Source organism: Mycolicibacterium austroafricanum (genome assembly GCF_902705885.1).
In the GTDB taxonomy this organism is placed as follows: Bacteria; Actinomycetota; Actinomycetes; order Mycobacteriales; family Mycobacteriaceae; genus Mycobacterium; species Mycobacterium vanbaalenii_A.
In genome coordinates, this window is the sequence record NZ_CACSIP010000008.1 from 42366 (window position 1) to 68103 (window position 25738).

General features: G+C 67.5%; 31 protein-coding genes, 3 tRNA genes and 1 pseudogene. 15 read left to right on the forward strand and 20 right to left on the reverse strand.

All coding sequences use genetic code 11. The features are described 5' to 3' along the window. Window positions 1-90 precede the first annotated feature (90 nt). On the forward strand, window positions 91-1050 hold the full coding sequence (locus BEMPMBAN_RS06920) for a prephenate dehydrogenase (RefSeq protein WP_159229617.1): 960 nt from the start codon (window positions 91-93) through the stop codon (window positions 1048-1050). Here the strand turns inward: BEMPMBAN_RS06920 and BEMPMBAN_RS06925 are convergent. Genes BEMPMBAN_RS06925 through BEMPMBAN_RS06945 form a run of 5 tightly spaced genes read right to left on the reverse strand, consistent with a single transcriptional unit; the run spans window position 1013 to window position 5135 of the window. Then, window positions 1013-1615: a putative glycolipid-binding domain-containing protein gene (locus BEMPMBAN_RS06925; protein ID WP_159229618.1), complete on the reverse strand. Its 603-nt coding sequence runs from the start codon at window positions 1613-1615 to the stop codon at window positions 1013-1015. The genes BEMPMBAN_RS06920 and BEMPMBAN_RS06925 overlap by 38 nt on opposite strands. After that, window positions 1612-2418, reverse strand: a complete 807-nt coding sequence (locus BEMPMBAN_RS06930; protein ID WP_159229619.1) for an ABC transporter permease — start codon at window positions 2416-2418, stop codon at window positions 1612-1614. The genes BEMPMBAN_RS06925 and BEMPMBAN_RS06930 overlap by 4 nt, the downstream gene beginning before the upstream one ends. After that, window positions 2415-3065, reverse strand: a complete 651-nt coding sequence (locus BEMPMBAN_RS06935) for an ABC transporter permease (protein ID WP_159229620.1) — start codon at window positions 3063-3065, stop codon at window positions 2415-2417. Before BEMPMBAN_RS06935 ends, BEMPMBAN_RS06930 begins: the two co-directional genes overlap by 4 nt. Further along, window positions 3062-4159: an ABC transporter ATP-binding protein gene (locus BEMPMBAN_RS06940; RefSeq protein ID WP_159229621.1), complete on the reverse strand. Its 1098-nt coding sequence runs from the start codon at window positions 4157-4159 to the stop codon at window positions 3062-3064. Before BEMPMBAN_RS06940 ends, BEMPMBAN_RS06935 begins: the two co-directional genes overlap by 4 nt. Before the next feature lie 16 nt (window positions 4160-4175). Next, window positions 4176-5135: an ABC transporter substrate-binding protein gene (locus tag BEMPMBAN_RS06945; RefSeq protein ID WP_200845902.1), complete on the reverse strand. Its 960-nt coding sequence runs from the start codon at window positions 5133-5135 to the stop codon at window positions 4176-4178. 93 nt (window positions 5136-5228) lie between these two features. Between BEMPMBAN_RS06945 and BEMPMBAN_RS06950 the strand changes: the two genes are divergently transcribed. Beyond that, entirely contained in the window at window positions 5229-5585 is a 357-nt protein-coding gene (locus tag BEMPMBAN_RS06950) for a LapA family protein (RefSeq protein ID WP_159229623.1), read from the forward strand. Between the two features lie 3 nt (window positions 5586-5588). Here the strand turns inward: BEMPMBAN_RS06950 and BEMPMBAN_RS06955 are convergent, their stop codons facing one another. The 3 genes from BEMPMBAN_RS06955 to BEMPMBAN_RS06965 all read right to left on the reverse strand — a co-directional run bounded on the left by BEMPMBAN_RS06955 (window position 5589) and on the right by BEMPMBAN_RS06965 (window position 8173). Continuing rightward, window positions 5589-6410: a transglutaminase-like domain-containing protein gene (locus BEMPMBAN_RS06955; RefSeq protein WP_159229624.1), complete on the reverse strand. Its 822-nt coding sequence runs from the start codon at window positions 6408-6410 to the stop codon at window positions 5589-5591. Window positions 6411-6502: 92 nt separating this feature from the next. Then, on the reverse strand, window positions 6503-7522 hold the full coding sequence (locus BEMPMBAN_RS06960) for a phosphotransferase family protein (RefSeq protein WP_159229625.1): 1020 nt from the start codon (window positions 7520-7522) through the stop codon (window positions 6503-6505). 45 nt (window positions 7523-7567) lie between these two features. Further along, on the reverse strand, window positions 7568-8173 hold the full coding sequence (locus BEMPMBAN_RS06965; protein WP_159229626.1) for a histidine phosphatase family protein: 606 nt from the start codon (window positions 8171-8173) through the stop codon (window positions 7568-7570). 18 nt (window positions 8174-8191) lie between these two features. On the opposite strand from BEMPMBAN_RS06965, the gene BEMPMBAN_RS06970 reads away from it, so the two are divergent. After that, window positions 8192-8953 carry an SDR family NAD(P)-dependent oxidoreductase gene (locus BEMPMBAN_RS06970; RefSeq protein ID WP_159229627.1) on the forward strand — a complete coding sequence of 254 codons (762 nt, stop codon included), beginning with the start codon at window positions 8192-8194 and terminating at the stop codon, window positions 8951-8953. A 7-nt stretch (window positions 8954-8960) separates the two neighbouring features. Here BEMPMBAN_RS06970 and BEMPMBAN_RS06975 read toward each other — a convergent pair whose 3' ends face one another. Next, window positions 8961-10835 carry an alkyl/aryl-sulfatase gene (locus BEMPMBAN_RS06975; protein ID WP_159229679.1) on the reverse strand — a complete coding sequence of 625 codons (1875 nt, stop codon included), beginning with the start codon at window positions 10833-10835 and terminating at the stop codon, window positions 8961-8963. 50 nt (window positions 10836-10885) lie between these two features. Between BEMPMBAN_RS06975 and BEMPMBAN_RS06980 the strand changes: the two genes are divergently transcribed. Then, window positions 10886-11437: a cupin domain-containing protein gene (locus tag BEMPMBAN_RS06980; RefSeq protein WP_159229628.1), complete on the forward strand. Its 552-nt coding sequence runs from the start codon at window positions 10886-10888 to the stop codon at window positions 11435-11437. Here the strand turns inward: BEMPMBAN_RS06980 and BEMPMBAN_RS06985 are convergent. The 4 genes from BEMPMBAN_RS06985 to BEMPMBAN_RS07000 form a co-directional block, all read right to left on the reverse strand. Then, complete coding sequence (locus BEMPMBAN_RS06985; RefSeq protein ID WP_159229629.1) at window positions 11421-11834, reverse strand: MmcQ/YjbR family DNA-binding protein; 414 nt, start codon at window positions 11832-11834, stop codon at window positions 11421-11423. The two genes, BEMPMBAN_RS06980 and BEMPMBAN_RS06985, sit on opposite strands and share 17 nt — an antisense overlap. Further along, window positions 11827-12330, reverse strand: coding sequence for a metallophosphoesterase family protein (locus BEMPMBAN_RS06990; protein WP_159229630.1), 504 nt, complete (start codon window positions 12328-12330; stop codon window positions 11827-11829). Before BEMPMBAN_RS06990 ends, BEMPMBAN_RS06985 begins: the two co-directional genes overlap by 8 nt. Window positions 12331-12416: 86 nt before the next feature. Further along, a tRNA-Arg gene (locus tag BEMPMBAN_RS06995) sits at window positions 12417-12489 on the reverse strand. 19 nt (window positions 12490-12508) lie between these two features. After that, a tRNA-Ser gene (locus tag BEMPMBAN_RS07000) sits at window positions 12509-12597 on the reverse strand. 94 nt (window positions 12598-12691) lie between these two features. Between BEMPMBAN_RS07000 and hisC the strand changes: the two genes are divergently transcribed. Genes hisC through BEMPMBAN_RS07020 form a run of 4 tightly spaced genes read left to right on the forward strand, consistent with a single transcriptional unit; the run spans window position 12692 to window position 15546 of the window. After that, window positions 12692-13741, forward strand: a complete 1050-nt coding sequence (hisC, locus tag BEMPMBAN_RS07005; protein ID WP_159229631.1) for a histidinol-phosphate transaminase — start codon at window positions 12692-12694, stop codon at window positions 13739-13741. A 7-nt stretch (window positions 13742-13748) separates the two neighbouring features. After that, the gene (locus BEMPMBAN_RS07010) at window positions 13749-14231 is read left to right on the forward strand and encodes a DUF4334 domain-containing protein (protein ID WP_159229632.1); all 483 of its coding nucleotides are present in this window, start codon (window positions 13749-13751) and stop codon (window positions 14229-14231) included. Window positions 14232-14249: 18 nt separating this feature from the next. Beyond that, a complete protein-coding gene (locus BEMPMBAN_RS07015) occupies window positions 14250-14693 on the forward strand; it encodes a hypothetical protein (RefSeq protein WP_159229633.1) in 444 nt (147 codons plus the stop codon). A 28-nt stretch (window positions 14694-14721) separates the two neighbouring features. Continuing rightward, window positions 14722-15546, forward strand: a complete 825-nt coding sequence (locus BEMPMBAN_RS07020) for a crotonase/enoyl-CoA hydratase family protein (RefSeq protein WP_159229634.1) — start codon at window positions 14722-14724, stop codon at window positions 15544-15546. Between the two features lie 10 nt (window positions 15547-15556). Here BEMPMBAN_RS07020 and BEMPMBAN_RS07025 read toward each other — a convergent pair. Further along, a tRNA-Ser gene (locus BEMPMBAN_RS07025) sits at window positions 15557-15643 on the reverse strand. Window positions 15644-15653: 10 nt separating this feature from the next. After that, entirely contained in the window at window positions 15654-16166 is a 513-nt protein-coding gene (locus BEMPMBAN_RS07030; protein WP_159229635.1) for a MarR family winged helix-turn-helix transcriptional regulator, read from the reverse strand. 79 nt (window positions 16167-16245) lie between these two features. On the opposite strand from BEMPMBAN_RS07030, the gene BEMPMBAN_RS07035 reads away from it, so the two are divergent. Beyond that, window positions 16246-17220 carry an NAD(P)H-quinone oxidoreductase gene (locus BEMPMBAN_RS07035; protein WP_159229636.1) on the forward strand — a complete coding sequence of 325 codons (975 nt, stop codon included), beginning with the start codon at window positions 16246-16248 and terminating at the stop codon, window positions 17218-17220. A gap of 16 nt (window positions 17221-17236) precedes the next feature. On the opposite strand, the gene BEMPMBAN_RS07040 is transcribed toward BEMPMBAN_RS07035, so the two are convergent. Beyond that, the gene (locus BEMPMBAN_RS07040; RefSeq protein WP_159229637.1) at window positions 17237-18433 is read right to left on the reverse strand and encodes a cysteine desulfurase-like protein; all 1197 of its coding nucleotides are present in this window, start codon (window positions 18431-18433) and stop codon (window positions 17237-17239) included. Between the two features lie 479 nt (window positions 18434-18912). On the opposite strand from BEMPMBAN_RS07040, the gene BEMPMBAN_RS07045 reads away from it, so the two are divergent. Genes BEMPMBAN_RS07045 through wzm form a run of 4 tightly spaced genes read left to right on the forward strand, consistent with a single transcriptional unit; the run spans window position 18913 to window position 22021 of the window. Next, the gene (locus BEMPMBAN_RS07045; protein WP_159229638.1) at window positions 18913-19431 is read left to right on the forward strand and encodes a bacterial proteasome activator family protein; all 519 of its coding nucleotides are present in this window, start codon (window positions 18913-18915) and stop codon (window positions 19429-19431) included. Window positions 19432-19438: 7 nt separating this feature from the next. Next, window positions 19439-20266: a galactan export ABC transporter ATP-binding subunit Wzt/RfbE gene (gene wzt, locus BEMPMBAN_RS07050; protein WP_159229639.1), complete on the forward strand. Its 828-nt coding sequence runs from the start codon at window positions 19439-19441 to the stop codon at window positions 20264-20266. Continuing rightward, window positions 20259-21194 carry a galactofuranosyltransferase GlfT1 gene (glfT1, locus tag BEMPMBAN_RS07055; protein WP_159229640.1) on the forward strand — a complete coding sequence of 312 codons (936 nt, stop codon included), beginning with the start codon at window positions 20259-20261 and terminating at the stop codon, window positions 21192-21194. The genes wzt and glfT1 overlap by 8 nt, the downstream gene beginning before the upstream one ends. Next, a complete protein-coding gene (gene wzm, locus BEMPMBAN_RS07060; protein WP_159229641.1) occupies window positions 21191-22021 on the forward strand; it encodes a galactan export ABC transporter permease subunit Wzm/RfbD in 831 nt (276 codons plus the stop codon). Before glfT1 ends, wzm begins: the two co-directional genes overlap by 4 nt. On the opposite strand, the gene BEMPMBAN_RS07065 is transcribed toward wzm, so the two are convergent. After that, window positions 22009-22449 carry a pyridoxamine 5'-phosphate oxidase family protein gene (locus tag BEMPMBAN_RS07065; protein ID WP_159229642.1) on the reverse strand — a complete coding sequence of 147 codons (441 nt, stop codon included), beginning with the start codon at window positions 22447-22449 and terminating at the stop codon, window positions 22009-22011. The genes wzm and BEMPMBAN_RS07065 overlap by 13 nt on opposite strands. 164 nt (window positions 22450-22613) lie before the next feature. Beyond that, window positions 22614-23075, reverse strand: coding sequence for a carboxymuconolactone decarboxylase family protein (locus tag BEMPMBAN_RS07070; RefSeq protein WP_159229643.1), 462 nt, complete (start codon window positions 23073-23075; stop codon window positions 22614-22616). A 49-nt stretch (window positions 23076-23124) separates the two neighbouring features. Here BEMPMBAN_RS07070 and pdxR point away from each other — a divergent pair, with 49 nt between their 5' ends. Next, the gene (gene pdxR, locus BEMPMBAN_RS07075; RefSeq protein WP_159229644.1) at window positions 23125-24531 is read left to right on the forward strand and encodes a MocR-like pyridoxine biosynthesis transcription factor PdxR; all 1407 of its coding nucleotides are present in this window, start codon (window positions 23125-23127) and stop codon (window positions 24529-24531) included. 53 nt (window positions 24532-24584) lie between these two features. On the opposite strand, the gene BEMPMBAN_RS07080 is transcribed toward pdxR, so the two are convergent. After that, the gene (locus BEMPMBAN_RS07080; protein ID WP_200845903.1) at window positions 24585-24890 is read right to left on the reverse strand and encodes a hypothetical protein; all 306 of its coding nucleotides are present in this window, start codon (window positions 24888-24890) and stop codon (window positions 24585-24587) included. Between the two features lie 311 nt (window positions 24891-25201). Here BEMPMBAN_RS07080 and BEMPMBAN_RS33135 point away from each other — a divergent pair. Then, window positions 25202-25378: pseudogene (locus tag BEMPMBAN_RS33135) on the forward strand (adenylate/guanylate cyclase domain-containing protein); the annotation flags it as partial. 24 nt (window positions 25379-25402) lie between these two features. Here BEMPMBAN_RS33135 and BEMPMBAN_RS07090 read toward each other — a convergent pair. After that, on the reverse strand, window positions 25403-25729 hold the full coding sequence (locus tag BEMPMBAN_RS07090; protein ID WP_159229645.1) for a hypothetical protein: 327 nt from the start codon (window positions 25727-25729) through the stop codon (window positions 25403-25405). Between the last annotated feature and the right edge of the window lie 9 nt (window positions 25730-25738).

Below are 25738 nucleotides of genomic sequence, written 5' to 3' on the forward strand. Positions count from 1 at the left end.
GGAGCCACGGTAGTCCCCAGTCATGGCCTTGACCAGCGAGTCCGCCCCTCCTGACCTCGGGCCGCCGATCCGGTGTGCCAACCTTGGAGCGTGACGAAGACACCGGTGTGTGTGGTCGGTCTGGGACTGATCGGCGGCTCGGTCATGCGTGCGGCCAGGGCCGCCGGGCGCGAGGTGTTCGGCTACAACCGGTCGGTGCAGGGGGTCGAGGCGGCACGATTCGACGGTTTCGACGCCACCGTAAACCTGGACGAGGCGCTGTCGCGGGCCGCCGCCACCGCCGCGCTGATCGTCCTGGCGGTGCCGGTTCCCGCGTTGCCGTCGATGTTGCGCCACGTCCGCGACACCGCGCCGCAGTGCCCGCTGACCGACGTGACCAGCGTCAAGGGTGCGGTGCTCAGGGATGTCGCCGACGCCGGCCTGCTGGAGCGGTATGTCGGCGGGCATCCGATGGCCGGCACCGCACGTTCGGGGTGGACGGCCGGTGAGGCCGAACTGTTCGTCGGCGCACCCTGGGTGATCAGCGTCGACGACCACGTCGACCCGGGTGTGTGGGCCCAGGTCATGGCACTGGCCCTGGACTGCCGTGCTGTCGTCGTCCCCGCCCGATCCGATGAACACGACACCGCCGCCGCGACGATCTCGCATCTGCCCCACCTGCTCGCCGAGGCCCTGGCCGTCACCGCGGGTGGGGTGCCGCTGGCGTTCGCATTGGCGGCCGGGTCGTTTCGTGATGGCACCCGGGTCGCGGCGACTGCACCGGATCTGGTGCGGGCGATGTGCGAGGCCAACGCCGAACAGCTGGTGCCGGTGCTCGATGACACACTGCGCCTGCTCGGTGACGCCCGTGACCGACTGGCGGCCGGTCGGCCGGTCTCAGACCTCGTCGAGGCCGGTCACGCCGCCCGGATCCGCTACGACAGCTTCAGCCGGCCCCAGATCATCGGCACGGTCCTCGGCGCCGAAGGATGGCGCGACGAGCTCGCCGCCGCCGGACGGGCCGGTGGCGTGGTCAGATCCGCGTTGCCAACCCTGGATAGTCGAGGATGAACCCGTCGTCGTCGACTGTGATCTCCGTCTCGGCGACCGGTGAATGGACTTTGAGACCGTCGGGGCCGGAGCTGTAGCTGATCGTCGCGACGTCGACCGACAGGTCGGGCAGCCGGACGTAGACGATGGGCATGGTGACCGAATCGCCGTCACCGCGGAACACCCCGGTGCGACGGATCGGCAGCGCGTTGAAGAACGGGCTGAAGATGACATCCACGTCGAGGGCGCCGTCGAAGGCGGACCTGCTGGTCTGGCCGGAGTGGTCCTGGACCAGCCACATGCTCTCTTCGTCCCGCGCGATCGAGAGCTGGCGCTCCCGCTCCGCGAGGGTGACCGTCAGCGACAGCCTCTTCGTCGCGCCGGCCTCGTCGGTGACCAGGTCGTAGGAGGCGCTGAACGCCGGATGCGACGGTGTGGCTGCCGCCACCATCCTGCCGTAGGCCTTGATGCGGTTGCCCGAGAGCTGAACGCGCACCGACTCCATCCGGGGCACGTCCTGTGCCCGCCATGTCAGGATGGCCGGATAGGTCCCAGAGCTCGCGTCAGAGCGACCTTCTTCACTCATCCCTCTACCGTATGCGACGGATCCCCTCGTTCGTGGCGGGCTGGCGAACCGGGGTGCGAACTCGACTGTGAACCGACGCGCGGACGTGATTCCAGCGCGACCTCGTCGCCCAGCAGCGGCTGTGGCATGCGACGCATCCGGCCCAGCCGCCCGGTGCCGGGCATCGACGCCCACACCGCGAACGCCAGCACCGCGTCGAGGATCAGCGCCAGCGCGGTCACCATCAACGCCCCCACCAACGCGATGTGGAACTCCCGCACCTTGATGCCGTCGATCAGGTACCGCCCCAGACCGCCGAGGCTGGCGTAGGCGGCGATGGTGGCGGTGGCGACGATCTGCAGCGTCGCGGTCCGAAGACCGCCGAGGATCAGCGGCAGCGCGTTCGGGGTCTCGACGCGCAGCAGGATGCGCGTCTCCGTCATCCCCATCGATCTGGCGGCATCAACCACCGCCCGATCCACGTTCGCGATCCCGGAGTACGTGCCGGCGAGCAGCGGCGGGATCCCCAGCAGCATCAGCGCGACGGTGGGTGGCACCAGGCCCAGACCCCACAGCAGCACACCGAGCAGCAGCACACCCAGCGTCGGCAACGCCCTCAACGCGTTGACGCCGGTGACGACGACGAACGTGCCCCGGCCGGTGTGCCCGATCAGCATCCCGATCGGCACCGCGACCAGCACCGAGAAGAACGTCGCGATGACCGTGTACTCCAGGTGTTCACCGATCCGCGCGGCCAAGCCCGCGGGGCCGGCCCAGTTGGACGCGGTGAAGATGAACGAGAGCGCCTGTTCGAGGAAGTTCACGCCACGGCCGCCTTCTGCGCTCTGGTCCAGGGTGTCATGGCCTTGCCCGCCAACATGATCAGCGTGTCGATGACGATCGCCAGCACGAAGATCGCGATGATGCCCGCGATGATCTGGTCACTCTTGTTGGACTGGTAACCCTCGGTGAACCAGGTTCCCAGCCCGCCGATGCCGATCACCGAACCGACAGCCACCATCGAGATGTTGGTGACCGCGACCACCCGCAGGCTGGCGATCAGAACCGGAATGGCCAGCGGCAGCTCCACTTTCAGCATCCGAATCAGGGGTCGGTAGCCGACGGCGGTGGCGGCGTCGCGGACCGGTTCGGGTACCGCGTCCAGGGCCTCGGGCACCGCGCGCACCAGAAGTGCTGTCGTGTAGAGCGTCAGCGCGACGATGACGTTGGCCTCGTCGAGGATGCGCGTCGGGATGATCAGCGGCAGCACAACGAAAAGCGCCAGCGACGGGATCGTGAAGACGATGCTCGCGGTGACGGTCGTCAGCCTGCGCAGCGTCCTGGTGCGCTGCACCACCGCCCCCAGGGGGACCGCGATCAGCAGCCCGAGCACAATCGGGACGAGCGAGAGCCGCAGGTGGATGACCGTCAGCTCCCACCCGTCGTCCAGGTTGCTCAGCAGATAGTTCACCGCGAACGCTGCTCTCTCAGCGCGTCGAGTACGTCGTCAGCGAGCACACCGCCGATCGGCTTGCCGCCGGCATCCACTGCCACCCCGAGTCCAGACGGCGAGGACAGCGCGGCGTCGAGCGCCTGCCGCAACGAGTCGTCCGGGCGGAACAGTGAGCCACCTGCAGTCGTGCTGTCGTACAACGACTTTCCCGATCGGTGCAGCGCCACGCCGGCGCCATCGATCCACGCATACGGGGCGCCGTCGGGTCTGGTCACCAGCACCCACTCCCCGTCGCGAAGCTCAAGTGCGTCGACTCCGGCCTCGTCGGTCGACCGGATGTCGTGCATCCGAAGGCCGGTGGCGTGCCGGAACTGCAGCCCCCGGTAGCCGCGGTCGGCACCGATGAACCCGGCGACGAAATCGTTCGCCGGGTTGGACAGCAGCCGCTGCGGTTCGTCGTACTGCTGCAGCACGCCGCCACGCCCGAAGACGGCGACGGTGTCCCCGATCTTGATGGCTTCGTCGATGTCGTGGGTGACGAACACGATGGTCTTGTGCAATTCGCTTTGCAGGCGCAGGATCTCGGTCTGCAGCTCTTCGCGCACCACCGGGTCGACCGCGCTGAACGGCTCGTCCATCAGCAGGATCGGCGGGTCGGCGGCCAGCGCGCGGGCCACCCCGACCCGTTGCTGCTGACCGCCCGACAGCTGCGCCGGGTAGCGGTCGGCGAGCTTGAGATCCAGCCCGACCCGTTCGAGCACCCCCAGTGCGGCCTTGCGGGCCGCGCGTCGCGACTCACCCTTGAGCACAGGCACCGTCGCGACGTTGTCCACCACCCGCAGATGAGGCATCAGACCGGCACTCTGGATGACGTACCCGATACCCAGACGCAGCTTCACCGGATCGACCTTGCTGACGTCCTCACCGTTGACCGTCAGTGTCCCCGACGTCGGCTCGATCATCCGGTTGATCATCCGCATCGAAGTGGTCTTGCCGCAGCCCGACGGACCGACGAAGACCACCAGATTACCGTCAGGAACCACCAGGTCGAGGTCGTCGACGGCTACCGTGCCGTCAGGGTACTGCTTTGTGACACCGGCGAATTCGATCATCGATACCCTCTGCTGCTCACGGCTGGAGCGGTTTGTCGAAGCCCTTGTCCCGTACCCAGTTCTCTGCGGCCTCGTCCGGGTTGATACCGGCGTTGCCCGATGTCTGAGTGTTCAGCGCGATCAGATCCTCGGTCGTCAGCTCCGCCGAGACCGCATCGAGCACGGTCTTGAGTTCGTCGGACTTCTTCTGCGAGCTGACCAGTGGCACCACGTTGGCGGCCAGGAAGTTGTTCTCCGGATCCTCCAGCACCACCAAGTTGTTCTCCTGGATCGCCGGCGACGTGCTGAAGATGTTGGCCGCGGTCACGGTTCCGTCGGTCAGCGCCCGTACGGTGGCCGGTCCGCCGCCGTCGCTGATCGCGATGAAGTTGCTCGGCGCCACGTCCAGTCCGTACTTCTCCCGCAGCCCCGGGATGCCCTCGGCGCGGTTGAGGAACTCCGACGGCCCACCGAACTTCACTTCGGCGGAGTGCGCCGCCAGATCGCCGATCGTCGTGAGGTTCCACCGCTGCGCGGTCTCTTCGCTGACCGCGACGGTGTCCTTGTCCTCGGCCGGCGACGGGTTGAGGATCGACAGGTCACCGGGCAGCGCCCGGAACAGCGCCAGCAGCACGTCATCCGGGGTGGTGACCGTGGTCTCCGGGTCGAAGTACTGCAACAGGTTCCCGGTGTACTCGGGGATCAGGTCGATCGAGTTGTCCTGCACCGCCGGGATGTAGGTCTCCCGGCTACCGATGCCGAACTGCCTGCCCACCGTGAAACCGTTGGCCTCCAGTGCCTGCGCGTAGATCTCGCCGATGATCTTCGATTCCGGGAAGTCGGCCGATCCGACCACGATCGATTTCAGGTCACCGGAGACCTCGCCACCACCCAGCGGGTTCGAACTGCCACACGCGGTGAGTGCAGTCAGCAGTGCCATCAGGCCCACCGATGCCGCGAGCATCCGGTACCGCATTTTCGGTCGGGAACTTCTCACTCGGGCGTCCTTTCGCCTCGACAGGCCTTTCGTGACCATAACTCCATCAGCGTGGAGGTTTCATTCGAAGGGCAAAAGGGCAAAACTGGAGCTATGCCCAGCGAACCGTTCGCGTCAGCGGATCCGCCGCCCGCAGGAGCCCACTCGGACCCTCCGGAAGGCGATCGCGCCGCGCCTCCCCCCGAGTCGGCAGTGAAGTTCACCAGGGCCGCTGCGATGTGGGTGTCCCTGATCCTGGGCTTCCTGGTCCTGATCGTGCTGTTGATCTTCATCGCGCAGAACACCGAGTCGGCGGAGTTCGCCTTCCTCGGCTGGCACTGGTCACTGCCCCTGGGGGTGGCGATCCTGTTCGCGGCGGTGGCGGGCGGGCTGCTCACCGTGGCGGTAGGCGCAGTGCGCATCCACCAGTTGCGCCGCGCGGCGAAGACGAACCTCAAGGCCGGCTTGTAGCGGTCACCGGATCGACACCAGCTGTTCGAGCGAGTCGCGCGGGAGATCGCCGTCGACCGTCGCGGTGACCGTCATGTTGTTCAGCGTGATGGCGCCCTTGTGGTTGTCCAGGAACGCGGTGTCCGCCGCATCGCGGCCGGTCGCGATCCGCACCAGCGACTGCCGCGGCGCCAGGCAGGTGGCATCGACCACCCGCCACTGTCCGTCGACGAACGCCTCGGCCACCGCGTGGAAATCCATCGGCTGGCAGCCCGGTGCGTATACCGAGACCAGCCGGGCAGGCACGTTCACCGCGCGCAGCAGTGCGATCACCAGATGCGCGTAGTCGCGGCACACCCCGGCGCCGGCCAGGACCGTGTCGGCGGCACCGTCGATCGGGTCGCTGGACCCCGGCACGTAGCTCAACCGGGTGCCCACCCAGGACGACACCTTCTCCAGCAGGGTGGTGGTGTCCGCGAACTCGCCGAACTCGGTTGCGGCGAAACCGAAGAACTTGTCGGCCTCGGCGTAGCGGCTGGGCCGCAGGTAAGTCGACAGGTCGATGTCGCGCAGCGGCGCCGGCTCGGCATGGCCGAGCACGGTCGCCGAGTACCGGACCTCGAGATTGCCCGCCGGGGCGTCGAACTTGTGGATCCGGTTGCCGTGCTCGCCCGAGATCTCCTGGACCCCCGAGGGTCCGGTGGCCGGAATCTCCTTGCCGTCCAACACGAAAGTCAGCGACTCAGTGACCTCGGCGCCCGGTTGGGGGGCCACCGCGATCTGGAACTCGAGAGTGGTCGGCGCGGTGATTTCCACGTCCAACTCCGCAGCGACATCACGCTTCATGGCCGCACGCCTTCTTCCTATTCGGGGGAACAGTCTCACGGCGCTTCTTCGGGCCACGCGACTCTCTACCCACGCAGACTAGGAGCGAAACGTCAGGAAAGCTCGGTGAGGCCGGCCGCGACCAGCGGCGCGACCGCCTCCGCCACCTTGTCGGTGTCGTCGGTGACCCCGCTCTCGCGGGCCCGGTAGGCGATCCCCGCCCCGATGATGGCGAGCTTGAAGTAGGCCAGCGCCATGTAGAAGTCCCAGTGGTCCAGTTCCTGACCGGCCGCGCGGGAGTACTTCTCGGCGAGCACCTCGGCCGGCGGGATCAGCTCGCTGGCCCATGCGGCGTCGGCGTGCACGAAGTGGAAGGTCGGGTGCCGGTACACACACATCAGCGCAGCGTCGCTGAGTGGGTCGCCGAGTGTCGACATCTCCCAGTCCAGCACCGCGACCACTTTGGTCGGGTCCTCGGCGTCGAGGATCGTGTTGTCGATGCGGTAGTCGCCGTGCACGATTGCCGACCGGCTCTGCGGAGGCAGTCCCTCGCCGAGCTTGGTGTGCAGCCTGCGAACATCGTCGTCACACGGATCGTCGTCGCGCCTGACCAGGTCCCATTGCGAGCCCCAGCGCCGCACCTGGCGTTCGAGGTAACCGCTGGGCTTGCCGAAATCGCCGAGTCCTACCGCGTCCGGGTCCACCGCGTGCAGGTCGGCGAGCACCGTGATGAGTGCGTCCACGCACGATTCGATGGTGGCCCGGTCGCCGAGCGCCTCGAGCTGTTCGGTGTGGCGCACCACCCGGCCCGGCACATACTCCACCATCTGGAACGGGGCACCCAGCACCGAGTCGTCGTTGCGCATCGCCACCGCACGGGCGACCGGCACCGGAGTCCCGGCCAGCGCCGCGACCACCTTGTATTCCCGGGCCATGTCGTGCGCGGACGGTGTCAGGCCGTGCAGCGGCGGACGGCGCAGCACCCATCGCGACGCGTCGTCGGAGACCAGGAACGTCAGGTTGGACCGACCGCCGGAGACCAGTTCCGCGCGCAGCTCTCCGGAGCGCGGGATCCCGGTCTCGCGCAGGTGTCGATCCAGGGCGGCCAGATCCAGGCCATCGAGATCAGTCACCGGACTTGTCTACCACCTGCAGCTGTCTGCTCTTCGCGCGAGCGCTCATCGCTGCTTTCCGGGGAGCAGGTCCCATACGTGTTCGGTGGCGTTGACTCCGGCGACGGCCAGCCGGCCGGTGCGCGACGACAGCAGCCGGGTCACCGATGCGTAGTCGACGTGGAACGACAGCAGCCGCTCGGTGCCCAGGATCTGGTGCAGCAGCACATTGATCACGCCGCCGTGGCTGAACACCGCGACGGTGTCGTCGTGGGCGGCGGCGGCCACCAGGTCCGCGACGGCCGCGTCGACGCGCCCCAGGAACTCGGCCTCGTCGACACCGCTGGGCAACTTTCCGTTGATCAGCCGCTCCAGCTCTGCCGGGTTCTCCTTCGCGATCTGCTCCACCGGGATGTAGTGGGCGAGGTCGCGGTCGTACTCGGCGAGGCGCTCGTCGACCTCGACCCGCACCCCCAGCGAGTCGGCCAGCGGCTGCGCGGTCTCGATTGCGCGCACCTGGGGGCTACTGACCACCCGCTGGATCGGGAAACGGGCCAGGGCGTCGGGCAACCTGCCGGCCTGCTCGGCGCCTTCGGCGGACAGGTGCGGATCCGAACCCTGCCCGGGTTCGCTGCGCAACGGCAGCGCATGTCGGACGAGAAGCAATTGCACCGTGACACCATATGGCCAATGGACGGATATGCAGATCAGCTGTTCGATCTGACCGACCGGGTGGTGCTGGTCACCGGCGGCAGTCGCGGCCTGGGCCGTGAGATGGCCTTCGCCGCCGCGCGGTGCGGTGCCGACGTCATCGTGGCCAGCCGCAAGTACGACGCCTGCGTGGCCACCGCCGAGGAGATCAGCGCCGCGACCGGCCGGACCGTGTTCCCGTACCAGGTGCACGTCGGGCACTGGGACGAACTCGACGGGTTGGTCGACGCGTGCTACGACCGGTTCGGCCGGGTCGACGTACTGGTCAACAACGCCGGCATGTCTCCGCTCTACGACGAGCTCACCGACGTCACCGAGAGGTTGTTCGACGCGGTGATGAACCTCAACCTGAAGGGCCCGTTCCGGTTGTCGGCGCTGATCGGGGAGCGCATGGTCGCTGACGGCGGCGGGTCGATCATCAATGTCAGCACGCACGGTTCGCTTCGGCCGGACCCGTCCTTCCTTCCCTATGCCGCGTCGAAGGCGGGATTGAACACTCTGACCGAGGGCCTGGCGAAGGCATTCGGACCGACGGTGCGAGTCAACACGTTGATGCCCGGACCGTTCCTCACCGACGTGAGCAAGGCTTGGAAGTTCGACGACACTGCCACGCCCTTTGCGGGCAGTGCGCTGCAACGTGCGGGTGATCCCAGCGAAATCGTCGGTGCCGCATTGTTTCTGATGTCCGACGCATCCAGCTTCACCACCGGCTCCATCTTGCGTGCGGACGGCGGGGCGTGACCAGGACCTACGGGGTGACGATGTTGAAGCCGGGATCGGGCCTGTCGAGCACCCCGACCAGTGACTCGAGTACTGAGGCGTCGCCGGTGATCTCCAGGCCGGGTGAGGTGTTGTCGCCTGCCGCGAGCGCGAGCAGCCGCAGCTTGGTCGCCAGCCGCAGTGTCACCTGTGCCGTGGACTCGTCGGCGGGTGTCTTCCGGTAGACCAGCACTCCGTTGCGCAGGGAGAGGCGGTAGTTGGTGTCGACATCGAGGAACACGACATCGACCGTCAGGTCGAGGTCCCAGGCGCGCGGCCCGTCGACGCTGATCGCCAGCAGGTCGAACATCTGCTCCGGCGAGAGCTGCGCCGCCATCGCCATCGACGTCGCTGTCGGGGTACCGAAGTTGCCGTCCCGCAACTCGGTGCACCCGGCGAGGAAGAAATTGCGCCACGTCGCCGTCTCTGAGCCGTAGGCCAGCTGCTCGAGTGTGTCGGCGTAGAGCTGCCGCGCCCCGGCGTGGTTCTCGTCGGTGAACATCGCATGATCGAGCAGGGTTGCCGCCCAGCGGAAGTCACCGTCGCCGAAGGCTTCGCGGGCGATCTCGACGACACGATCGAGACCGCCCATCGCCGCGACGTACCGCGGTCCGATCGCTTCCGGTGGGTGCGGCCACAGCCGGGCGGGGTTGCCGTCGAACCAGCCCATGTAGCGCTGATAGACGGCCTTGACGTTGTGGCTCACCGAGCCGTAGTACCCGCGAGCGTGCCACGCCTGCTCCAGCGCCGGCGGCATCGCGAAGGTCTCGGCGATCTCGATCCCCGTATACCCCTGGTTGAGCTGACGCAAGGTCTGATCGTGCAGGTATGCGTACAGATCCCGTTGCAGGGAGAGGAATTCGACGATCCGGTCCCTACCCCACGTGGGCCAGTGGTGTGACGCGAACACCACGTCGGCGCGGTCGGCGAAGGTGTCGATGGCCTCGGTGAGGTAACCGGCCCAGCCATGCGGGTCGCGGACCAGCGCCCCGCGCAGCGTCAACAGGTTGTGCAGGTTGTGGGTGGCGTTCTCGGCCATGCACAGCGCGCGGAAGCGCGGGAAGTAGAAGTGCATCTCGGCCGGCGCTTCGGTACCCGGCGCCATCTGGAACTCGATCTCCACCCCGTCAATGGTGTGGGTCTCCCCCGTCTCGCAGATGTCGAGGGTCGGCACGATGATGGCCACCTCACCCGTCGAGGGCGTCTGCCCGAGCCCGCACCCCACCTGACCCCGGGGGCCGCGTTCCAGGACGGCGCCGTACATGTACCCGGCGCGGCGCGCCATCGCCGTTCCGGCGTAGACGTTCTCCTGCACCGCGTGCTCGGTGAAGCCCTCCGGCGCCAGCACCGCGACCTTTCCGGCATCGACGTCGGCCTGGGTCGTCACGCCGAGCACGCCCCCGAAATGGTCGACGTGGCTGTGGGTGTAGATCACCGCCCGGACGGCACGATCGCCGCGATGCTGGCGGTACAGGGCCAGTGCCGCCGCCGCGGTCTCCGTGGACACCAGAGGGTCGATCACGATGATGCCGGTGTCGCCCTCCACGAACGTGATGTTCGACAGGTCGAATCCCCGCACCTGATAGATGCCCTCGACGACCTCGTAGAGCCCCTGCTTGGCCACCAGCGCCGACTGCCGCCACAGGCTGGGGTGCACGCTGGTCGGGGCCTCGCCGTTCAGGAAGGCGTAGGCGTCGTTGTCCCACACCACCCGCCCGTCGGCCGCCTTGATCACGCATGGCTGCTGAGCGGCGATGAACCCGCGGTCGGCGTCGGCGAAGTCCCTGGTGTCGTCGAAGGGTAGAGCGCCCAGATGCTCACGGTGGGCGGCCTCGATGGTTGGAGTCGGCGGGTTGTTCTGCATGTCTGCAGAGATTGCCACGCCGGCGTCGCCCCCGGTGGTTGACTGAGGTAATGGATGTCCGCCGAGTGGTCACCGGGCACAACGCGTCCGGCAGGTCAGTTTTTGTCAGCGACGAGTCCGTCGCGCCACGTAAGCCGGTGCTGTTACCCGGTTCGGAGTTCACCATGCTGTGGGGTGGCGACACGACGCCGCAGTTCCCCGATGACGGATCGATGCCCAACTGGCACAACTACTTTCCCCCCGTCGGCGGATTCCGGTTCTCGATGTTCACGCTGCCGCCCGGCACCGCCGAGGCCAGGACGGACGACCTCAGCACCGAAGAGGCGATCGCCGATGGCGAGCAGAAGCTACCCGGCCTGCTCGGCTACATGGAACTCGACGATCCGGGCATGCACACCACCGACACCATCGACTTCGAGGTGGTCCTTGACGGCACCGTGATCCTCGAACTCGACGACGGGGTCGAGATGACACTGAACCCTGGTGACACCGTCGTCCAGAACGGCACCCGGCACCGCTGGAAGAACCCGGGCGACGTGCCTGCGCGGCTGGCCCTCTTCGTGTGCGGGGCTCACCACGAAAAGGTCAAGCGCCCCGGTTGAGCCAGCGCTGCGCGCGGCGCTTCGACGCCCGTGAGAGCCACGCATCCTGAACGACCTCCCGCAGCTCGGTGACCCCGAGTTCGCCCAACCTGGCGGCGCGGATCAGCACCGACAGGTGCCCGTCGAAGTGCGCCGTGGTGAAGAACGGTGACACCGGGTCCTGAACCAGCGCGAGCTTGTCGGCCTCGGATTCCACCCAGAACACGATCACATCCGGGTAATTCTCCCCGGTGTCCGGATCCACGGCATCCGGGCGCGGTGTGCGGAAGAACACGAAGGACTTGCCGCCCACCTGGTAGATCGGGTTGCCCGCCTTCGGGCCCTCGATCCGGGTCACGTGCGGCATCGACGAGGCGATCTCGTGGACGTCCGCCTCGGTGGCGGGCCGGTCACGCATTGCGGTCCAACCGGTGCAGCTCCACGCCGGTCAGCTCACCGTCCGCCACGGTGGCAGTCATGTACGTGCAATGGGGCTGACGGCGGCGGTCGGTCGGCGAACCCGGATTGAGGAGCCGCAGACCGGATTTCGAGAGTCCGTCCCAGGGGATGTGGCTGTGTCCGAACACCAGCACATCGGTGTCCGGGTACATCTTCGCCATCCGTTCGTCGCGACCGGTCGAGACACCCGTCTCGTGGGTGACGGTGAAACGGAGCCCGCCGAGCACCACGTCGGCGCGCTCGGGCAGCCGAGTTCGCAGCTCGTCGCCGTCGTTGTTGCCCCAGCAGGCCACCAACCGCCGGGAGCGGGCCTCCACCGCGTCGAGCAGTTCCGGCGCCATCCAGTCACCGGCGTGGATCACCACGTCGGCGGCGTCGACCTCGTCCCAGACCACTGCTGGCAGGTCGCGCGCCCTGGTCGGGACATGCGTGTCGGCGATCAGCAGCAGGCGCACGTCACCATCTTCACCGAGTGTGTACTCAGCGCGTCGGACGGCCCCGAATTCCGCTCTGGCCGCACACTAGGCGCGGCTCGTGTGTGTGCGCCCGAAGGGATTCGAACCCCTAACCTTCTGATCCGTAGTCAGATGCTCTATCCGTTGAGCTACGGGCGCTTACATGTTCAGTTGTACGCGGAGGCGAGAGGATTTGAACCTCCGGTCCGCTTTAAGACGGACAACTCATTAGCAGTGAGTCCCATTCGGCCGCTCTGGCACGCCTCCCGACGTTTACCGCCGCTGGATGAGAGTACACAGGGGCCACCTCGGGAGGCAAAGCAGATGCAGGGGGTGCGGGCGCGGGCCATAAACTGATCGGGTGTCCGTCCGCCTACGCCCCGAGCTCGCCGATATCCCCGCCTACACCCCGGGCAGAACGGTGCCGGGCGCGATCAAGATCGCCAGCAACGAGACGGTGCACGGACCGTTGCCCAGCGTGCGGGCCGCGATCGCGACGGCCATCGACGGCATCAACCGCTACCCCGACAACGGATACGTCGAGCTCAAGGAGCGCCTGGCCAAGCACGTCAACTTCGCGCCGGAGCACATCTCCGTGGGATGCGGTTCGGTCAGCCTGTGTCAGCAGTTGATCCAGATCACCTCCACCGTCGGCGACGAGGTGCTCTTCGGCTGGCGCAGCTTCGAGATCTACCCACTGCAGGTCCGCACCGCCGGCGCCACCCCGGTGCAGGTGCCGCTGACCGACCACACCTTCGACCTGGACGCGATGCTCGCCGCGATCACCGACCGCACCCGGCTGGTCTTCGTCTGCAACCCGAACAACCCGACCAGCACCGTCGTCGACCCCGACGCGCTGGCACGGTTCATCGAGGCGGTGCCGTCCCACATCCTGGTGGTTCTCGACGAGGCCTACATCGAGTACATCCGCGACGGGTTGGTGCCCGACAGCTTCGGCCTGGTCCGCGCCCACAGCAATGTGGTTGTGCTGCGGACGTTCTCGAAGGCCTACGGGCTGGCCGGGCTGCGCATCGGCTACGCGGTCGGCGATCCGGACATCATCACGGCGCTGTCCAAGGTCTACGTGCCGTTCACCGCCACCACCGTCTCGCAGGCCGCCGCGATCGCGTGCCTGGACGCCGCCGACGAACTGCTGGCCCGCACCGACGCCGTCGTCGCCGAACGCGCCAGGGTCACCACGGCGCTGCACGCCGCCGGATACGAGCTGCCGCCCTCACAGGCCAACTTCGTCTGGCTCCCGCTGGTCGGCCGCGCCCAGCAGTTCGCCGCCGACGCCGCCAACAACCGCATCATCGTGCGGCCCTACGGCGAGGACGGCGTGCGGGTCACCGTCGCCGCCCCCGAGGAGAACGACGCGTTCCTCGAATTCGCCCGAAGCTGGATTGGATAGGACGCAGATGACTACGACTTTCAGTGCTCGCCAGAAGTTCGACAGCCTGACCCAACGAACCGACCGGATCGACGACACCGAACTCGACAACTTCTGGTCCACACTCGCCCCCGCCGACATCGACTTCATGATCGGCGAGTGGAAGGGCGGTGAGTTCGACACCGGGCACAAGGCCAACGGGTTCATGAACCGGCTGAACTGGTTCGGCAAGACGTTCCACTCCGCCGCCGACGCCAAGCCGCTGGTCTGCCTCGACGCCGACGGCAACAAGTACTCCAACACCGAGGCGATGAACGGCGAGGCCAGCCTGTGGATGGAGGAGTTCCGCGGCGAGATGGTGGCGTCGATGGTCTACGACGGAAGGCCCGTGCACGACCATTTCAAGGTCGTCGACGACAACGCCGTCATCGGCATCATGAACGGCAAAGGTGCGCTGGACACGACCTCGGGCACCCCTCGCCACCTCTACTTTTACCTCGAAAGGGTCTAGCCGCATATCGTGGCGGCAATGAAGACGCATGCACGGGTGACGACGGCAGCGGTGGTCGGTCTCGGAATCGTCCTCGGCGCGACGACCGCGTGCCAGCAGACCACCGAGGGCACGGTCGCGCAGACCACCGAGCCGGGTCCACCGCTGACGTCGTCGCCGACGACCGGCAGCCGCGCCCCGGGCGTCCCCGGCCTTCCGGACATCCGGATACCGAACATTCCGCTTCCGACGCGGAACACCGACGTCCCCACGGTCCCGGCACCGGCGAACTCGCTGGAGATGAGATGTGAAGAGTTCAGCGAACTCGACGAGGCCACCAGGGTGGCGGTGATACGGGAGATCCTCGCCCAGGAGAACAACCCGTTGGGCCCCGACGGTGAGTTCGTGGGACAGATCCTGGCCGACGCTGCCTGTCAGTTCCTGCCGAGCGCAAAGGTCAGCGAGGTACTGATGGGCGGCTAGCCAGAGTCACTGGCTAGCCTTTGGCTCCATGGGCAACGCATACGAGTCAGTAACCGTCGCGATCGCCGACCACGTCGCCCAGGTGACGCTGATCGGCCCGGGCAAGGGCAACGCGATGGGTCCGGCGTTCTGGGCCGAACTCCCCGTGGTCTTCGGCGAGTTGGACGCCGACCCCGACGTGCGGGCGATCGTGCTGACCGGGTCGGGCAAGAACTTCAGCTACGGCCTCGACCTGGCCGCGATGGGCGACACTCTCTCGCCGATGCTGGCCGAGGGCGCGCTGGCCAGACCGCGTGCGGAGTTCCACACGCGGCTGAAGACGATGCAGCAGGCCATCACGGCGGTCGCGGACTGCCGCACCCCGACCATCGCCTCGGTGCACGGCTGGTGCATCGGCGGCGGCGTCGACCTGATCTCCGCGGTCGACATCCGCTACGCCAGCGCCGACGCAAAGTTCTCGGTGCGCGAGGTCAAGCTCGCGATCGTCGCCGACGTCGGCTCGCTGGCCCGGCTGCCGTTGATCCTGTCCGACGGGCATCTGCGCGAACTGGCGTTGACGGGCAAGGACATAGACGCCGCACGCGCCGAGAAGATCGGCCTGGTCAACGACGTGCACCCGGACGCCGAGGCCTCACTGGCCGCTGCACGCGCCACCGCCGCCGAGATCGCCGCCAACCCGCCGCTGGTGGTGCAGGGCATCAAGGACGTGCTCGACGAGCAGCGGACCGCCGACGTGTCGGCCAGCCTGCGTTACGTCGCGGCGTGGAACTCCGCGTTCCTGCCATCCAAGGACCTCACCGAGGGCGTCACCGCGATGTTCGAGAAGCGGCAGCCGAACTTCACCGGCGAGTGAGTGCAGACAGCGGTGGCGGAGGGATTTGAACCCCCGGTCGGTGTTAGCCGACTCTCGCTTTCAAGGCGAGTGCATTAGGCCGCTCTGCCACGCCACCGCGGGACAGTCTAGACGCGGCCGATCTTGGCCGAGGGCACCCCGGACTTCAGCGGCTCGCTGATCCGCCGGCAGTTCTCACCCATCGCCGAGATCTGCGCACGGGTCAGCTTGTCGAGGAAGTGGCTGCGGACCGCCCCGCCGTAGGTCTGCATCGCCGCGCTGAGGGATTCCCTTCCCTCGGCGGTGATCCGGGCGACGACACCGCGACCGTCGTCGGGACTGGCACCGCGAACGACCAGTCCCTGTTTCTCGAGCCGGTGGATCTGACGCGTCACCCTGCTCGGCAGCGACATCAACGCCTCCGCCAGGTCCCCCATCCGGGCCGAACCCGTCGACGACCTCGCCAGCAGGTCCAGTAGTCGCACGTCGTTCAGCGTGAGCCGGTGTTCATCCACCAGCGTTCTGTTCATGGTCGCGTACATCCTCAACCCGGCGTCGAGAAAGTTCTGCCATGCGCGTTGTTCAGCAATGTCAAGGCCTGGCGTATCGCTCGCCGTGCGCCCCCCGATGATCCCCTCCATCTGCACATAGTAGGGCGGCACCCGGTATTGCTGCTATCGGAAACACGGTGTGTTTCTGCAGGGTAGTAGCGTTGTGCGGATGTTTGCGATCGTGGCCGAATCCGCTGACCGACTCACCTGGCAACCGGCGCCGGACGTTGCACCCGCACCCGGCGAAGTCCTCATCAAAGTTGCCGCGGCCGGGGTCAACCGCGCCGACCTGCTGCAGGCCGCAGGCAAGTACCCACCGCCACCCGGAGCCAGCGACATCATCGGCCTCGAAGTGTCGGGGACGATCGAGGCTGTCGGCGACCACGTCGCCCACTGGTCGCCGGGGCAACAGGTCTGCGCTTTGCTGGCAGGCGGCGGATACGCTGAGTACGTCGCCGTTCCCGCCGGCCAGGTGATGCCCGTGCCCGGCGGGTTGGAGCTTGCACACGCGGCGGCGTTGCCCGAGGTGGCCTGCACGGTCTGGTCGAACCTGGTGATGACCGCCGGGCTGCGCGCCGCACAGCTGGTGCTCGTCCACGGCGGGGCCAGCGGCATCGGTACCCACGCGATCCAGGTGGCCCGCGCACTGAACTGCCGGGTCGCCGTCACCGCCGGTTCGCGCAACAAGCTCGACCTGTGCGCCGAGCTGGGCGCCGAGATCACCATCGACTACCGCAACGCGGACTTCGTCGACGTGGTCCGCAGCGCTGGTGGCGCCGACGTCATCCTCGACATCATGGGAGCGGTCTACCTGGACCGCAACGTCGACGCGCTCGCCGACGACGGCCGGCTGGTCATCATCGGGATGCAGGGCGGCGCCAAGGCGGAGCTGAACATCGCCAAGTTGCTCGGCAAACGGGGCGGAATCATCGCGACCGCTTTGCGGTCCCGCCCGGTCGAAGGACCGGGAGGCAAGAGCGACATCGTCGCCCGCGTGGTCGACGACGTGTGGCCGATGGTGGCCGACGGCCTGGTCCGGCCGGTGATCGGCGCAGAGTTCCCGATCGCCGAGGCTCAGGCCGCCCACGAGCTGCTCGCCTCGGGGGACGTGTCGGGCAAAGTGCTTCTGCGCGTTGATGTCTAGCCGGTGACGGGCGGCTTCAGCCGAGCGACGCCAACGCCCGCACCAGTTGGTCGACCTCGGCGGTGGTGCTGTAGTGGGCCAGGCCGACGGTCACCGCGCCTCCGATGTCGTTGACGCCGATCACGTCCAGCACACGCGAACTCGCGTTTGCTATCGCCAAGATGCCGTTGTCGGCCAACCGCTGCACGACGCGCTCGGCGGGTACGTTCTCGATGGCGAAGCTGAGCACCGGAATGCGCATCTCCGGGCCGCCGATCACCATGGCCGTCGGCAGCGAGCGCAGCGACGACAGCAGGTAGTCGAACAGTCCGCTCATGTAGGACTGGGCGGACTGCATCGACACCGACAGCCGCTCGCGCCGGGTTCCCTGTACCGAATCCTCAAGGTTGGCAAGGTATTCGATGCTCGCGACCAGGCCTCCGAGCAGACCGAACTGATGCGATCCCAGCTCCAGCCGGGCCGGTCCGGTGGCGTAGGGGTTCAGCGACACCGACCCGAACGCCTCGATCACCGAAGGGTCGCGGAACACCAGCGCACCGATCGGCGGACCGCCCCACGCGATGGCGTTCACCGCGACCACATCGGCATCGATCTCGTCGATGTCGATCAGCCGGTACGGCGCCGCGGCGGAATGGTCGACCACCACCAGCCCACCGACCTCGTGCACCAGTTTCGTGACCTCGCCGAGCTCGGTCACCGTCCCCAACGTCGAAGAGGCAGAAGTGATTGCGACCAGGCGGGTGGGGCGCGTCACCAGGTTTTCCCATTGCCAGGAGGGCAGCTCACCGGTCTCGATGTCGACCTCGGCCCACTTCACCTTGGCGCCGTAGCGGTTCGCGGCACGCAGCCACGGTGCGATATTCGCCTCGTCGTCGAGGCGGGTCACCACCAGCTCGTAGCCCAGCCCGACGCGTCCGGACGCAGCTTCGGCCAGCGACGTCAGCAGCACCGCGCGGTCCGGCCCGAGCACCACTCCGGCCGGATCGGCATTGACCAGGTCCGCCACCGCCTGGCGGGCAGCGGCGAGCACCGCCGCGCTGCGCCGGGCGGACGGGTGCGGGCCCGACGGTGTCGGCATCGAGCCCCGGAACGCCGTGGTCACGGCCCGGCTGACGGAATCGGGCAGCAGCATGCCGTGCTGGGCGTCCAGATGAACCCAGCCATCGCCCAGCGACGGGTGCAAACCGCGCACCCGGGCGACGTCGTATGCCATGCCAGCCACCTTATTGCGTCAGTGAATTCCGCCGTACCAGCGCAAACAGCGCCGACTCGGCGGATGCCCGACCTTGCATCCTGCTGCCCGCGCCGAGACGGAACGGGTCATCTGCGCAGCCATACTAGTCCAGCGAGCTCCGGGTGCGGAGTGCAAGTGGCGCCATTGTTGCTGGTGGCCGGCACGGCAACCGGTATCCGACGTAGCCGACGGCGGCTGCCCGTCGCCACGCAATGGGGAACCGCCCCGTTCGCTGCCCTCCGGCCGCCGGATGGGCACGCGCCGGCGGATTGCTCTCGGTGTCCGAATTGAGGTTCTGCAGGGTTTGCGGGGTTCGGCGCGCCCCCGCAGTGCTGGACAAGTCGCGGTGGTGGGGGAAGATCACCTGTGAAACAGACCGAGGACGGCAGGGCCCACATCGACCCGGGAGTGGGAACCCAGCCGCAGTCGACAAGCGATGTTGGGGCACTCTAAGGGACATGACAAGCAACACCGACGACGACAACATCGAGATCATCGGCGGGGGACCCGACGACGCGGGTGATGCGGACATGCTGCAGAGCGACGGGAAGTCGCTGACCGACCTGGTCGAACAGCCCGCCAAGGTGATGCGGATCGGCACGATGATCAAACAACTGCTGGAAGAGGTCCGTGCGGCCCCGCTGGACGAGGCCAGCCGCGGTCGGCTGCGCGACATCCACCACACCAGCATCCGCGAGCTGGAGGAGGGCCTGGCCCCTGAGCTCCGCGACGAGTTGGAGCGGCTGACGTTGCCGTTCACCGAAGACGCCATCCCGTCGGACGCCGAACTGCGGATCGCGCAGGCACAGCTCGTCGGCTGGCTCGAGGGGCTGTTCCACGGCATTCAGACCGCGCTGTTCGCCCAGCAGATGGCGGCCCGCCAGCAGCTCGAGCAGATGCGGGGCGCGCTGCCGCCCGGCGTGAGCGTGCCGGGGCAACGCGGTCCGGGGCATCCCGGCACCGGTCAGTATTTGTGAGCCCGAGGTGGCCACTCCCCCCGACCCGCAGTTTCACTCCGCGCCGCGCATCGAGACGCGCAACGCGTGGGTGGAGTTCCCGATCTTCGACGCCAAGGCGCGCTCGCTGAAGAAGGCGTTCCTCGGCAAGGCGGGCGGCGCCATCGGGCGCAACGACTCCAACGTCGTCGTCATCGAGGCGCTGCGCGACATCACGATGTCGCTTGAGATGGGCGACCGGGTCGGGCTCGTGGGACACAACGGCGCAGGCAAGTCGACGCTGCTGCGGCTACTGTCGGGCATCTACGAACCGACACGGGGCATGGCGACGGTGCGCGGGCGCGTCGCGCCGGTGTTCGATCTGGGCGTCGGAATGGACCCGGAGATCTCCGGGTTCGAGAACATCCTGATCCGCGGCCTGTTCCTCGGGCAGACCCGCAAGCAGATGCTGGCCAAGGTCGATGAGATCGCCGAGTTCACCGAGCTCGGCGACTATCTGTCGATGCCGCTGCGCACGTACTCGACCGGCATGCGCGTCCGCCTCGCGATGGGGGTGGTGACCAGCATCGACCCGGAGATCCTGCTGCTCGACGAGGGGATCGGCGCCGTGGACGCGGACTTCCTGAAGAAGGCCCAGACCCGGCTGGCGGCGCTGGTGGAACGTTCCGGCATCCTGGTGTTCGCCAGCCACTCCAACGACTTTCTGGCACGGTTGTGCAAGACCGCGATGTGGATCGACCACGGCACCATCAAGATGTCGGGCGAGATCGAGGACGTGGTGCGGGCCTACGAGGGTGAGGACGCCGCACGTCATGTGCGCGAGGTCCTGGAAGAGACGGCGCACACCCATGAGTGATGAGCGCTTGCGCGAAGAGCGGATAATCGCGGTCGTCGTCACCCACCGCCGCCCCGACGAACTCGCCAAGTCGTTGGACGCGGTCTGTTCCCAGAGCAGGCGACCCGACCACCTGATTGTGGTGGACAACGATCACGACGAGAGAGTCCGTGATCTGGTTGCCGGACAACCGATCCCGACGACCTACCTCGGGTCCCAGCGAAACCTCGGCGGTGCGGGCGGATTCGCGCTGGGGATGCTGCACGCGTTGAGCCTGGGCGCGCAGTGGGTCTGGTTGGCCGACGACGACGGGCGCCCGCAGGACACCGAGGTGCTGGCCACGCTGCTGGCGTGCGCCGAGCGGCACGGCCTGGCGGAGGTCTCACCGATGATCTGTGACCTCGACGATCCCGCGCGGCTCGCGTTCCCGCTGCGCCGCGGGCTCAAGTGGCGCCGACTGGTCAGCGAGCTGCGCACCGAGTCGGTGCTTCCGGACCTGATGCCGGGCATCGCGCACCTGTTCAACGGCGCGCTGTTTCGTGCCGGCACGCTCGAGGCTGTCGGCGTGCCCGACCTGCGGCTGTTCTTCCGGGGAGACGAGACCGAACTGCACCGCAGGCTGCTGCGCTCGGGGCTGCCCTTCGGTACCTGCCTGCACGCGGTCTACCTGCACCCGCAGGGCGGCGACGAGTTCAGGCCGATCCTGGGCGGGCGCATGCACGCGCAGTACCCCGACAACCCGACCAAACGGTATTTCACCTACCGCAACAGGGGTTATCTGCAATCCCAGCCCGGAATGCGCAAGCTGGTGCTCCAGGAGTATCTGCGCTACGGCTGGTATTTTCTGGTGACCGAACGCGACCCTGCCGGGCTGCGCGAGTGGATTCGATTGCGGCGCTTGGGCCGACGCGAGAGATTCTTCCACGGCGACGGGAAAAACAGCTCATGACGATCTTGGACGCCGCCGCGAACTCCCGAACGTTCAAGCGGGCGTGGGGTGACCTGATCGCCGGCTTCGGTAAACGCGAACTGTGGCTGCACCTGGGCTGGCAGGACATCAAGCAGCGCTACCGGCGCTCGGTTCTCGGCCCGTTCTGGATCACCATCGCCACCGGCACCACCGCGGTGGCGATGGGCGGTCTGTACTCGGTGTTGTTCAAACTCGAACTGTCCGAGCATCTTCCGTACGTCACGCTGGGCCTGATCGTCTGGAACCTGATCAACGCGTCGATCCTCGAGGGCGCCGACGTGTTCATCGCGAACGAGGGCCTGATCAAGCAACTGCCGACCCCGCTGTCGGTGCACGTCTACCGCCTGGTGTGGCGGCAGATGATCCTGTTCGCGCACAACATCATCATCTTCGTGATCATCGCCATCATCTTTCCCAAACCGTGGCAGTGGACGGACCTGACGTTCATCCCGGCGCTGGCGCTGATCGCATTGAACTGCGTGTGGGTGGCGCTGTGCTTCGGCATTCTGGCGACCCGTTACCGCGACATCGGGCCACTGCTGGCCAGCCTGGTGCAGCTGTTGTTCTTCATGACGCCGATCATCTGGAACGAGTCGACTCTGCGCAGCCAGGGCGCCGGGGACTGGGCCAGGATCGTCGAGCTGAACCCGCTGCTGCACTACCTCGATATCGTCCGCGCCCCACTGCTGGGCGCCGAACAGGAGCTGCGGCACTGGGTGGTGGTCGTGTCGCTGACGATCATCGGGTGGATCTTCGCCGCCCTGGCGATGCGCCAGTACCGGGCGCGGGTGCCCTACTGGGTGTAGTGCTCGTCGGGTTCCGGGCCGAAGACGAACCGCCGCCCGGTAAGCGTCTCGGGCGTGATGCGCACAAAGCGCAGCTTCTGGGTGGCAACCCAGGGGTAGAGCCCGGCATGCCTGGCCTCTTCGATTTCGGCCGAGCCGGACAGCGCATGGGCTGTGCCGCGCACCACTACGCTCCAGCCTTCGGCGACGTTGTGGTCGTCGGCCTCGAACACCACGTGTTCGTTGAGCACCGAGGTCAACAGCTTGGTGCCTTCGGCGGTGCGAAACAGCAGCGTTTTGTGCTGGACCACGAAGTTGACGGGGAAGATCTCGGTCCACCCGCCCACGGTCGTCACGAGTCTGCCCAGCGAAATACCGGACAGCAGAGCCCAGCTTTCGTCCTCGGTGAGCTCGGTGACCGGTGCGTCGGGTGCGCTTGTCGCGTCCATGCCCACGATGGTCGTCGGCGCCGGTCAGCCGTCCTAGGGTCCAATGGCACTTCCCGGTGGTGCCGTCCGTTGTCGAAGCATGAGCCTCCCGCCATAGTCGCCGGCGACAGCAGCGACGACGATCTGCGCACCGGAGCGGGTCTGCACGGTGCCGACGGTAATCGTCAGCGCCGCGGCGGGGGCGTCCGTACCGCCGCGTTGATCCGGTTCCAGGCGTTGATCGTGACAGCCATCGAGATCACCTGCCCGAGTTCCCGGTCGGAGAACACCGCGGCGGCCTGCGCGTAGACATCATCGGACACCCCGCCGTGACCGAGTTCGGTGATTGCCTCGGTGATCGCCAGCGCCGCGCGCTCCCGCTCGCTGAAGAGCTCCCCCGCCTCTGCCCACGCGGCGAGGACATCGAGCTTCTGTTCGGCCACGCCGTGCTTGCGCGCATCGCGGGTGTGCATGTCGAGGCAGAACGCGCAGTGGTTGAGCTGCGAGGCACGGATCTTGATCAGCTCGCCCAGCTCAGGGTCGAGGTCCTTGGCGGCCGCCGCGGACAGCGTCATCATCGCGTCGTACAACTCGGGTGACGCCTTGTAGATCTTGAGCCGGCCCGGGGTGGTCAGTGTCTGTGTCATACCGACGACGCTAGTACCGAATATCCCGCGTCAGTGGTTCAATCCGGATGTGACTTCATGGGCCAATTCGGGCAGCCGCGACCTGCACCTGGACCTGCGGGGGTCGCTCGTGCCCGGTGCCCGGGGAACCAAGGACGCGCTGAGCGCGGCGCTGCGCGAGGCGGCCCGGTCGGGTCGGCTCACCCCGGGGACGATGCTGCCGCCGTCCCGCACCTTGGCCTCCGACCTGGGCGTGGCCCGCAACACGGTCGCCGAGGCCTACGCCGAGCTCGTCGCCGAGGGCTGGCTGGCGTCGCGGCAAGGTGCGGGTACCTGGGTGGTCAACACCGTCCGCCCCGACGTGACACCGCGGTCCCGCGGCATCCGCGTCGCGCCGGTGCACAACCTGATGCCGGGATCTCCCGACGTCTCGGAGTTCCCCCGCAGCCAGTGGGTGGCGTGCACCCGCCGGGCACTCGCGCACGCACCCAGCGACGCGCTGCGGATGGGCGACCCGCGCGGCCGGCCCGAGCTGCGCCACGCGCTGGCCGGGTACCTGGCGCGTGCCCGGGGAGTTCGCACGTCGCCGGAATCCCTCGTGATCTGCTCGGGCGTCCGTCAGGGGGTGGAGCTCCTGGCGCGCGCGTTGGGCGGGCCGATCGCGGTCGAGTCCTACGGGCTGTTCCTGTTCCGTGAGGCCATCGCAGCGCTGGGGGTGCCGACGGTGCCGATCGGCGTCGACGACGACGGCGCTGTCGTCGATGAACTCGACCGGCTCGACGTGCCTGCGGTGCTGCTGACCCCGGCACACCACAACCCGTTGGGGATGCCGTTGCACTCCTCACGACGCACTGCAGTCGTCGAATGGGCGCAGCGCACAGGCGGTTTCGTCCTCGACGACGACTACGACGGCGAGTTCCGGTACGACCGTCAACCCGTCGGCGCACTGCAGCCCCTGCGTCCGGAGAAGGTGGCCTACCTGGGCTCCACCAGCAAGAGCCTGTCGCCGTCCCTGCGGCTCGGCTGGATGGCGCTGCCCGACGCGCTGGTGGATCCCGTGATCGACGCGGCGGGCGGTCAGCAGTTCTCCGTCGACGCCATCGCCCAGCTCACGTTGGCCGAGTTCCTCGTCGGCGGCTACTACGACCGCCACATCCGACGGATGCGGGCCCGCTACCGGCGCCGCAGGGACGCGCTGGTCTCGGCGCTGTCACCATTCGAGATCGGGATCGGCGGGTTGGCTGCCGGGGTGAGCGTCCTGCTGACCCTTCCCGACGGAGCGGAGGCCGAAGTGCTCCACCGGGCAGGTGCGGCCGGGATTGCACTGCAAGGGCTGTCGCTGATGCGTCACCCCGACGCCGGTGCCGACCATTCCGATCCCGACGGTGTGATCGTCGGTTTCGCCGCTCCGGCCGAGCACGCTTTTGCGCCCGCCGTCTCCGCGTTGTGTGATGTCCTGCGGGCCAGCGGGCTGTAGCGGAACGACAAAAGGGGCGCCCCGGGGGAAGGGCGCCCCTCTTGTGGTCGGTGCTACTTGACGTCGACGAAGACGACGTTGCCGGTGGTTTCGAGGACCTTGTCGTCGCCCTGGGCGTCCCAGACGTACTCGCGGATGGGCTGGCCCTGGCGGACCGAGACGACCTCGGCGTTGTCGAGTGCGGTCGATCCCTGGCGGTTGACGATGACGCGGTTGCCGTCGGCTTCGAGCGCGGCGATGGTGTCCGCTGCGCTGTTTCCCGAGGGGGCGGCGGCGGCGGGTGCGGCCAAGCCGACAAGGGCGGCGGCGAATCCGGCGGCGGCGGCGGTGATGGCGGTGGTGGCGGTGAAGTTCTTCATTGTTCTGCTCTTCCCTATGTGTTGGGTCGGAGCCGTGGAGCGAATCGCGCGGTTTCGACGTTCGGTGGTGCTTTTTTGTCGTTCTGGTGGCTTAAACCAGCAGGTCAGGGGTTTAATTCCGATGGCAGTAATTGAACGGTCGCTGGCAGAAACACAACGGTGAAACTTGTAGGTGGATCGAACCAGTGTTCGGGTCATATTCGTTCGTTGAACTCTCCGAGGCCGCGGAACTGGGCGGACTGAGCGACGCTGAGCTCGTCAACGCGGTGGCGGGGTGGGCGGAAACGCCGCGTGTGCGCGCAAGTTGGTGCGCCGACGTGCCTGCCGAGGACCACGCGCTCAGATCTGTTGAGATGGAGGGCTACACACCTCGAATGCGGGTGGGAATCCACACCGCATGTCCGCAGCGCCTTGGCTCGGACTGGCTCGGCATCGACGTGACTTGCTGCGGGGACGGACGCAAAAGGAAAGGGGCACCTCCGGGTGGAGATGCCCCTTTCTGCTCTGTCGGGTTACTTGACATCGACGAACACCACGTTGCCGGTGGTTTCGAGGACCTTGTCGTCGCCCTCGGCGTCCCAGACGTACTCGCGGATGGGCTGGCCCTGGCGGACCGAGACGACCTCGGCGTTGTCGAGTGCGGTCGATCCCTGGCGGTTGACGATGACGCGGTTGCCGTCGACCTCGAGCGCGGCGATGGTGTCGGCTGCACTGTTTCCCGAGGGGGCCGCTTTCGGGGGCCAGGGCCCGGCGGCGGCGGGGCCGGCCAGCCCGATGAAGGCGGCGGTGAATCCGGCGGCGATGGCGGTGACGGTGGTGGCGGCGGTGAAGTTCTTCATTGTTCTGCT

Excerpts from the sequence above, each read along its gene's own strand:
- BEMPMBAN_RS06925 (WP_159229618.1), bottom strand. The coding sequence starts at position 1,615 with ATGAGTGAAGAAGGTCGCTCTGACGCGAGCTCTGGGACCTATCCGGCC.
- BEMPMBAN_RS06940 (WP_159229621.1), bottom strand. The coding sequence starts at position 4,159 with ATGATCGAATTCGCCGGTGTCACAAAGCAGTACCCTGACGGCACGGTA.
- BEMPMBAN_RS06950 (WP_159229623.1), top strand. The coding sequence starts at position 5,229 with ATGCCCAGCGAACCGTTCGCGTCAGCGGATCCGCCGCCCGCAGGAGCC.
- BEMPMBAN_RS06955 (WP_159229624.1), bottom strand. The coding sequence starts at position 6,410 with ATGAAGCGTGATGTCGCTGCGGAGTTGGACGTGGAAATCACCGCGCCG.
- BEMPMBAN_RS06970 (WP_159229627.1), top strand. The coding sequence starts at position 8,192 with ATGGACGGATATGCAGATCAGCTGTTCGATCTGACCGACCGGGTGGTG.
- BEMPMBAN_RS06975 (WP_159229679.1), bottom strand. The coding sequence starts at position 10,835 with ATGCAGAACAACCCGCCGACTCCAACCATCGAGGCCGCCCACCGTGAG.
- BEMPMBAN_RS06980 (WP_159229628.1), top strand. The coding sequence starts at position 10,886 with ATGGATGTCCGCCGAGTGGTCACCGGGCACAACGCGTCCGGCAGGTCA.
- BEMPMBAN_RS06985 (WP_159229629.1), bottom strand. The coding sequence starts at position 11,834 with ATGCGTGACCGGCCCGCCACCGAGGCGGACGTCCACGAGATCGCCTCG.
- BEMPMBAN_RS07010 (WP_159229632.1), top strand. The coding sequence starts at position 13,749 with ATGACTACGACTTTCAGTGCTCGCCAGAAGTTCGACAGCCTGACCCAA.
- BEMPMBAN_RS07015 (WP_159229633.1), top strand. The coding sequence starts at position 14,250 with ATGAAGACGCATGCACGGGTGACGACGGCAGCGGTGGTCGGTCTCGGA.
- BEMPMBAN_RS07020 (WP_159229634.1), top strand. The coding sequence starts at position 14,722 with ATGGGCAACGCATACGAGTCAGTAACCGTCGCGATCGCCGACCACGTC.
- BEMPMBAN_RS07030 (WP_159229635.1), bottom strand. The coding sequence starts at position 16,166 with ATGGAGGGGATCATCGGGGGGCGCACGGCGAGCGATACGCCAGGCCTT.
- BEMPMBAN_RS07035 (WP_159229636.1), top strand. The coding sequence starts at position 16,246 with ATGTTTGCGATCGTGGCCGAATCCGCTGACCGACTCACCTGGCAACCG.
- BEMPMBAN_RS07040 (WP_159229637.1), bottom strand. The coding sequence starts at position 18,433 with ATGGCATACGACGTCGCCCGGGTGCGCGGTTTGCACCCGTCGCTGGGC.
- BEMPMBAN_RS07045 (WP_159229638.1), top strand. The coding sequence starts at position 18,913 with ATGACAAGCAACACCGACGACGACAACATCGAGATCATCGGCGGGGGA.
- glfT1 (WP_159229640.1), top strand. The coding sequence starts at position 20,259 with ATGAGTGATGAGCGCTTGCGCGAAGAGCGGATAATCGCGGTCGTCGTC.
- wzm (WP_159229641.1), top strand. The coding sequence starts at position 21,191 with ATGACGATCTTGGACGCCGCCGCGAACTCCCGAACGTTCAAGCGGGCG.
- BEMPMBAN_RS07065 (WP_159229642.1), bottom strand. The coding sequence starts at position 22,449 with ATGGACGCGACAAGCGCACCCGACGCACCGGTCACCGAGCTCACCGAG.
- BEMPMBAN_RS07070 (WP_159229643.1), bottom strand. The coding sequence starts at position 23,075 with ATGACACAGACACTGACCACCCCGGGCCGGCTCAAGATCTACAAGGCG.
- BEMPMBAN_RS07080 (WP_200845903.1), bottom strand. The coding sequence starts at position 24,890 with ATGAAGAACTTCACCGCCACCACCGCCATCACCGCCGCCGCCGCCGGA.
- BEMPMBAN_RS07090 (WP_159229645.1), bottom strand. The coding sequence starts at position 25,729 with ATGAAGAACTTCACCGCCGCCACCACCGTCACCGCCATCGCCGCCGGA.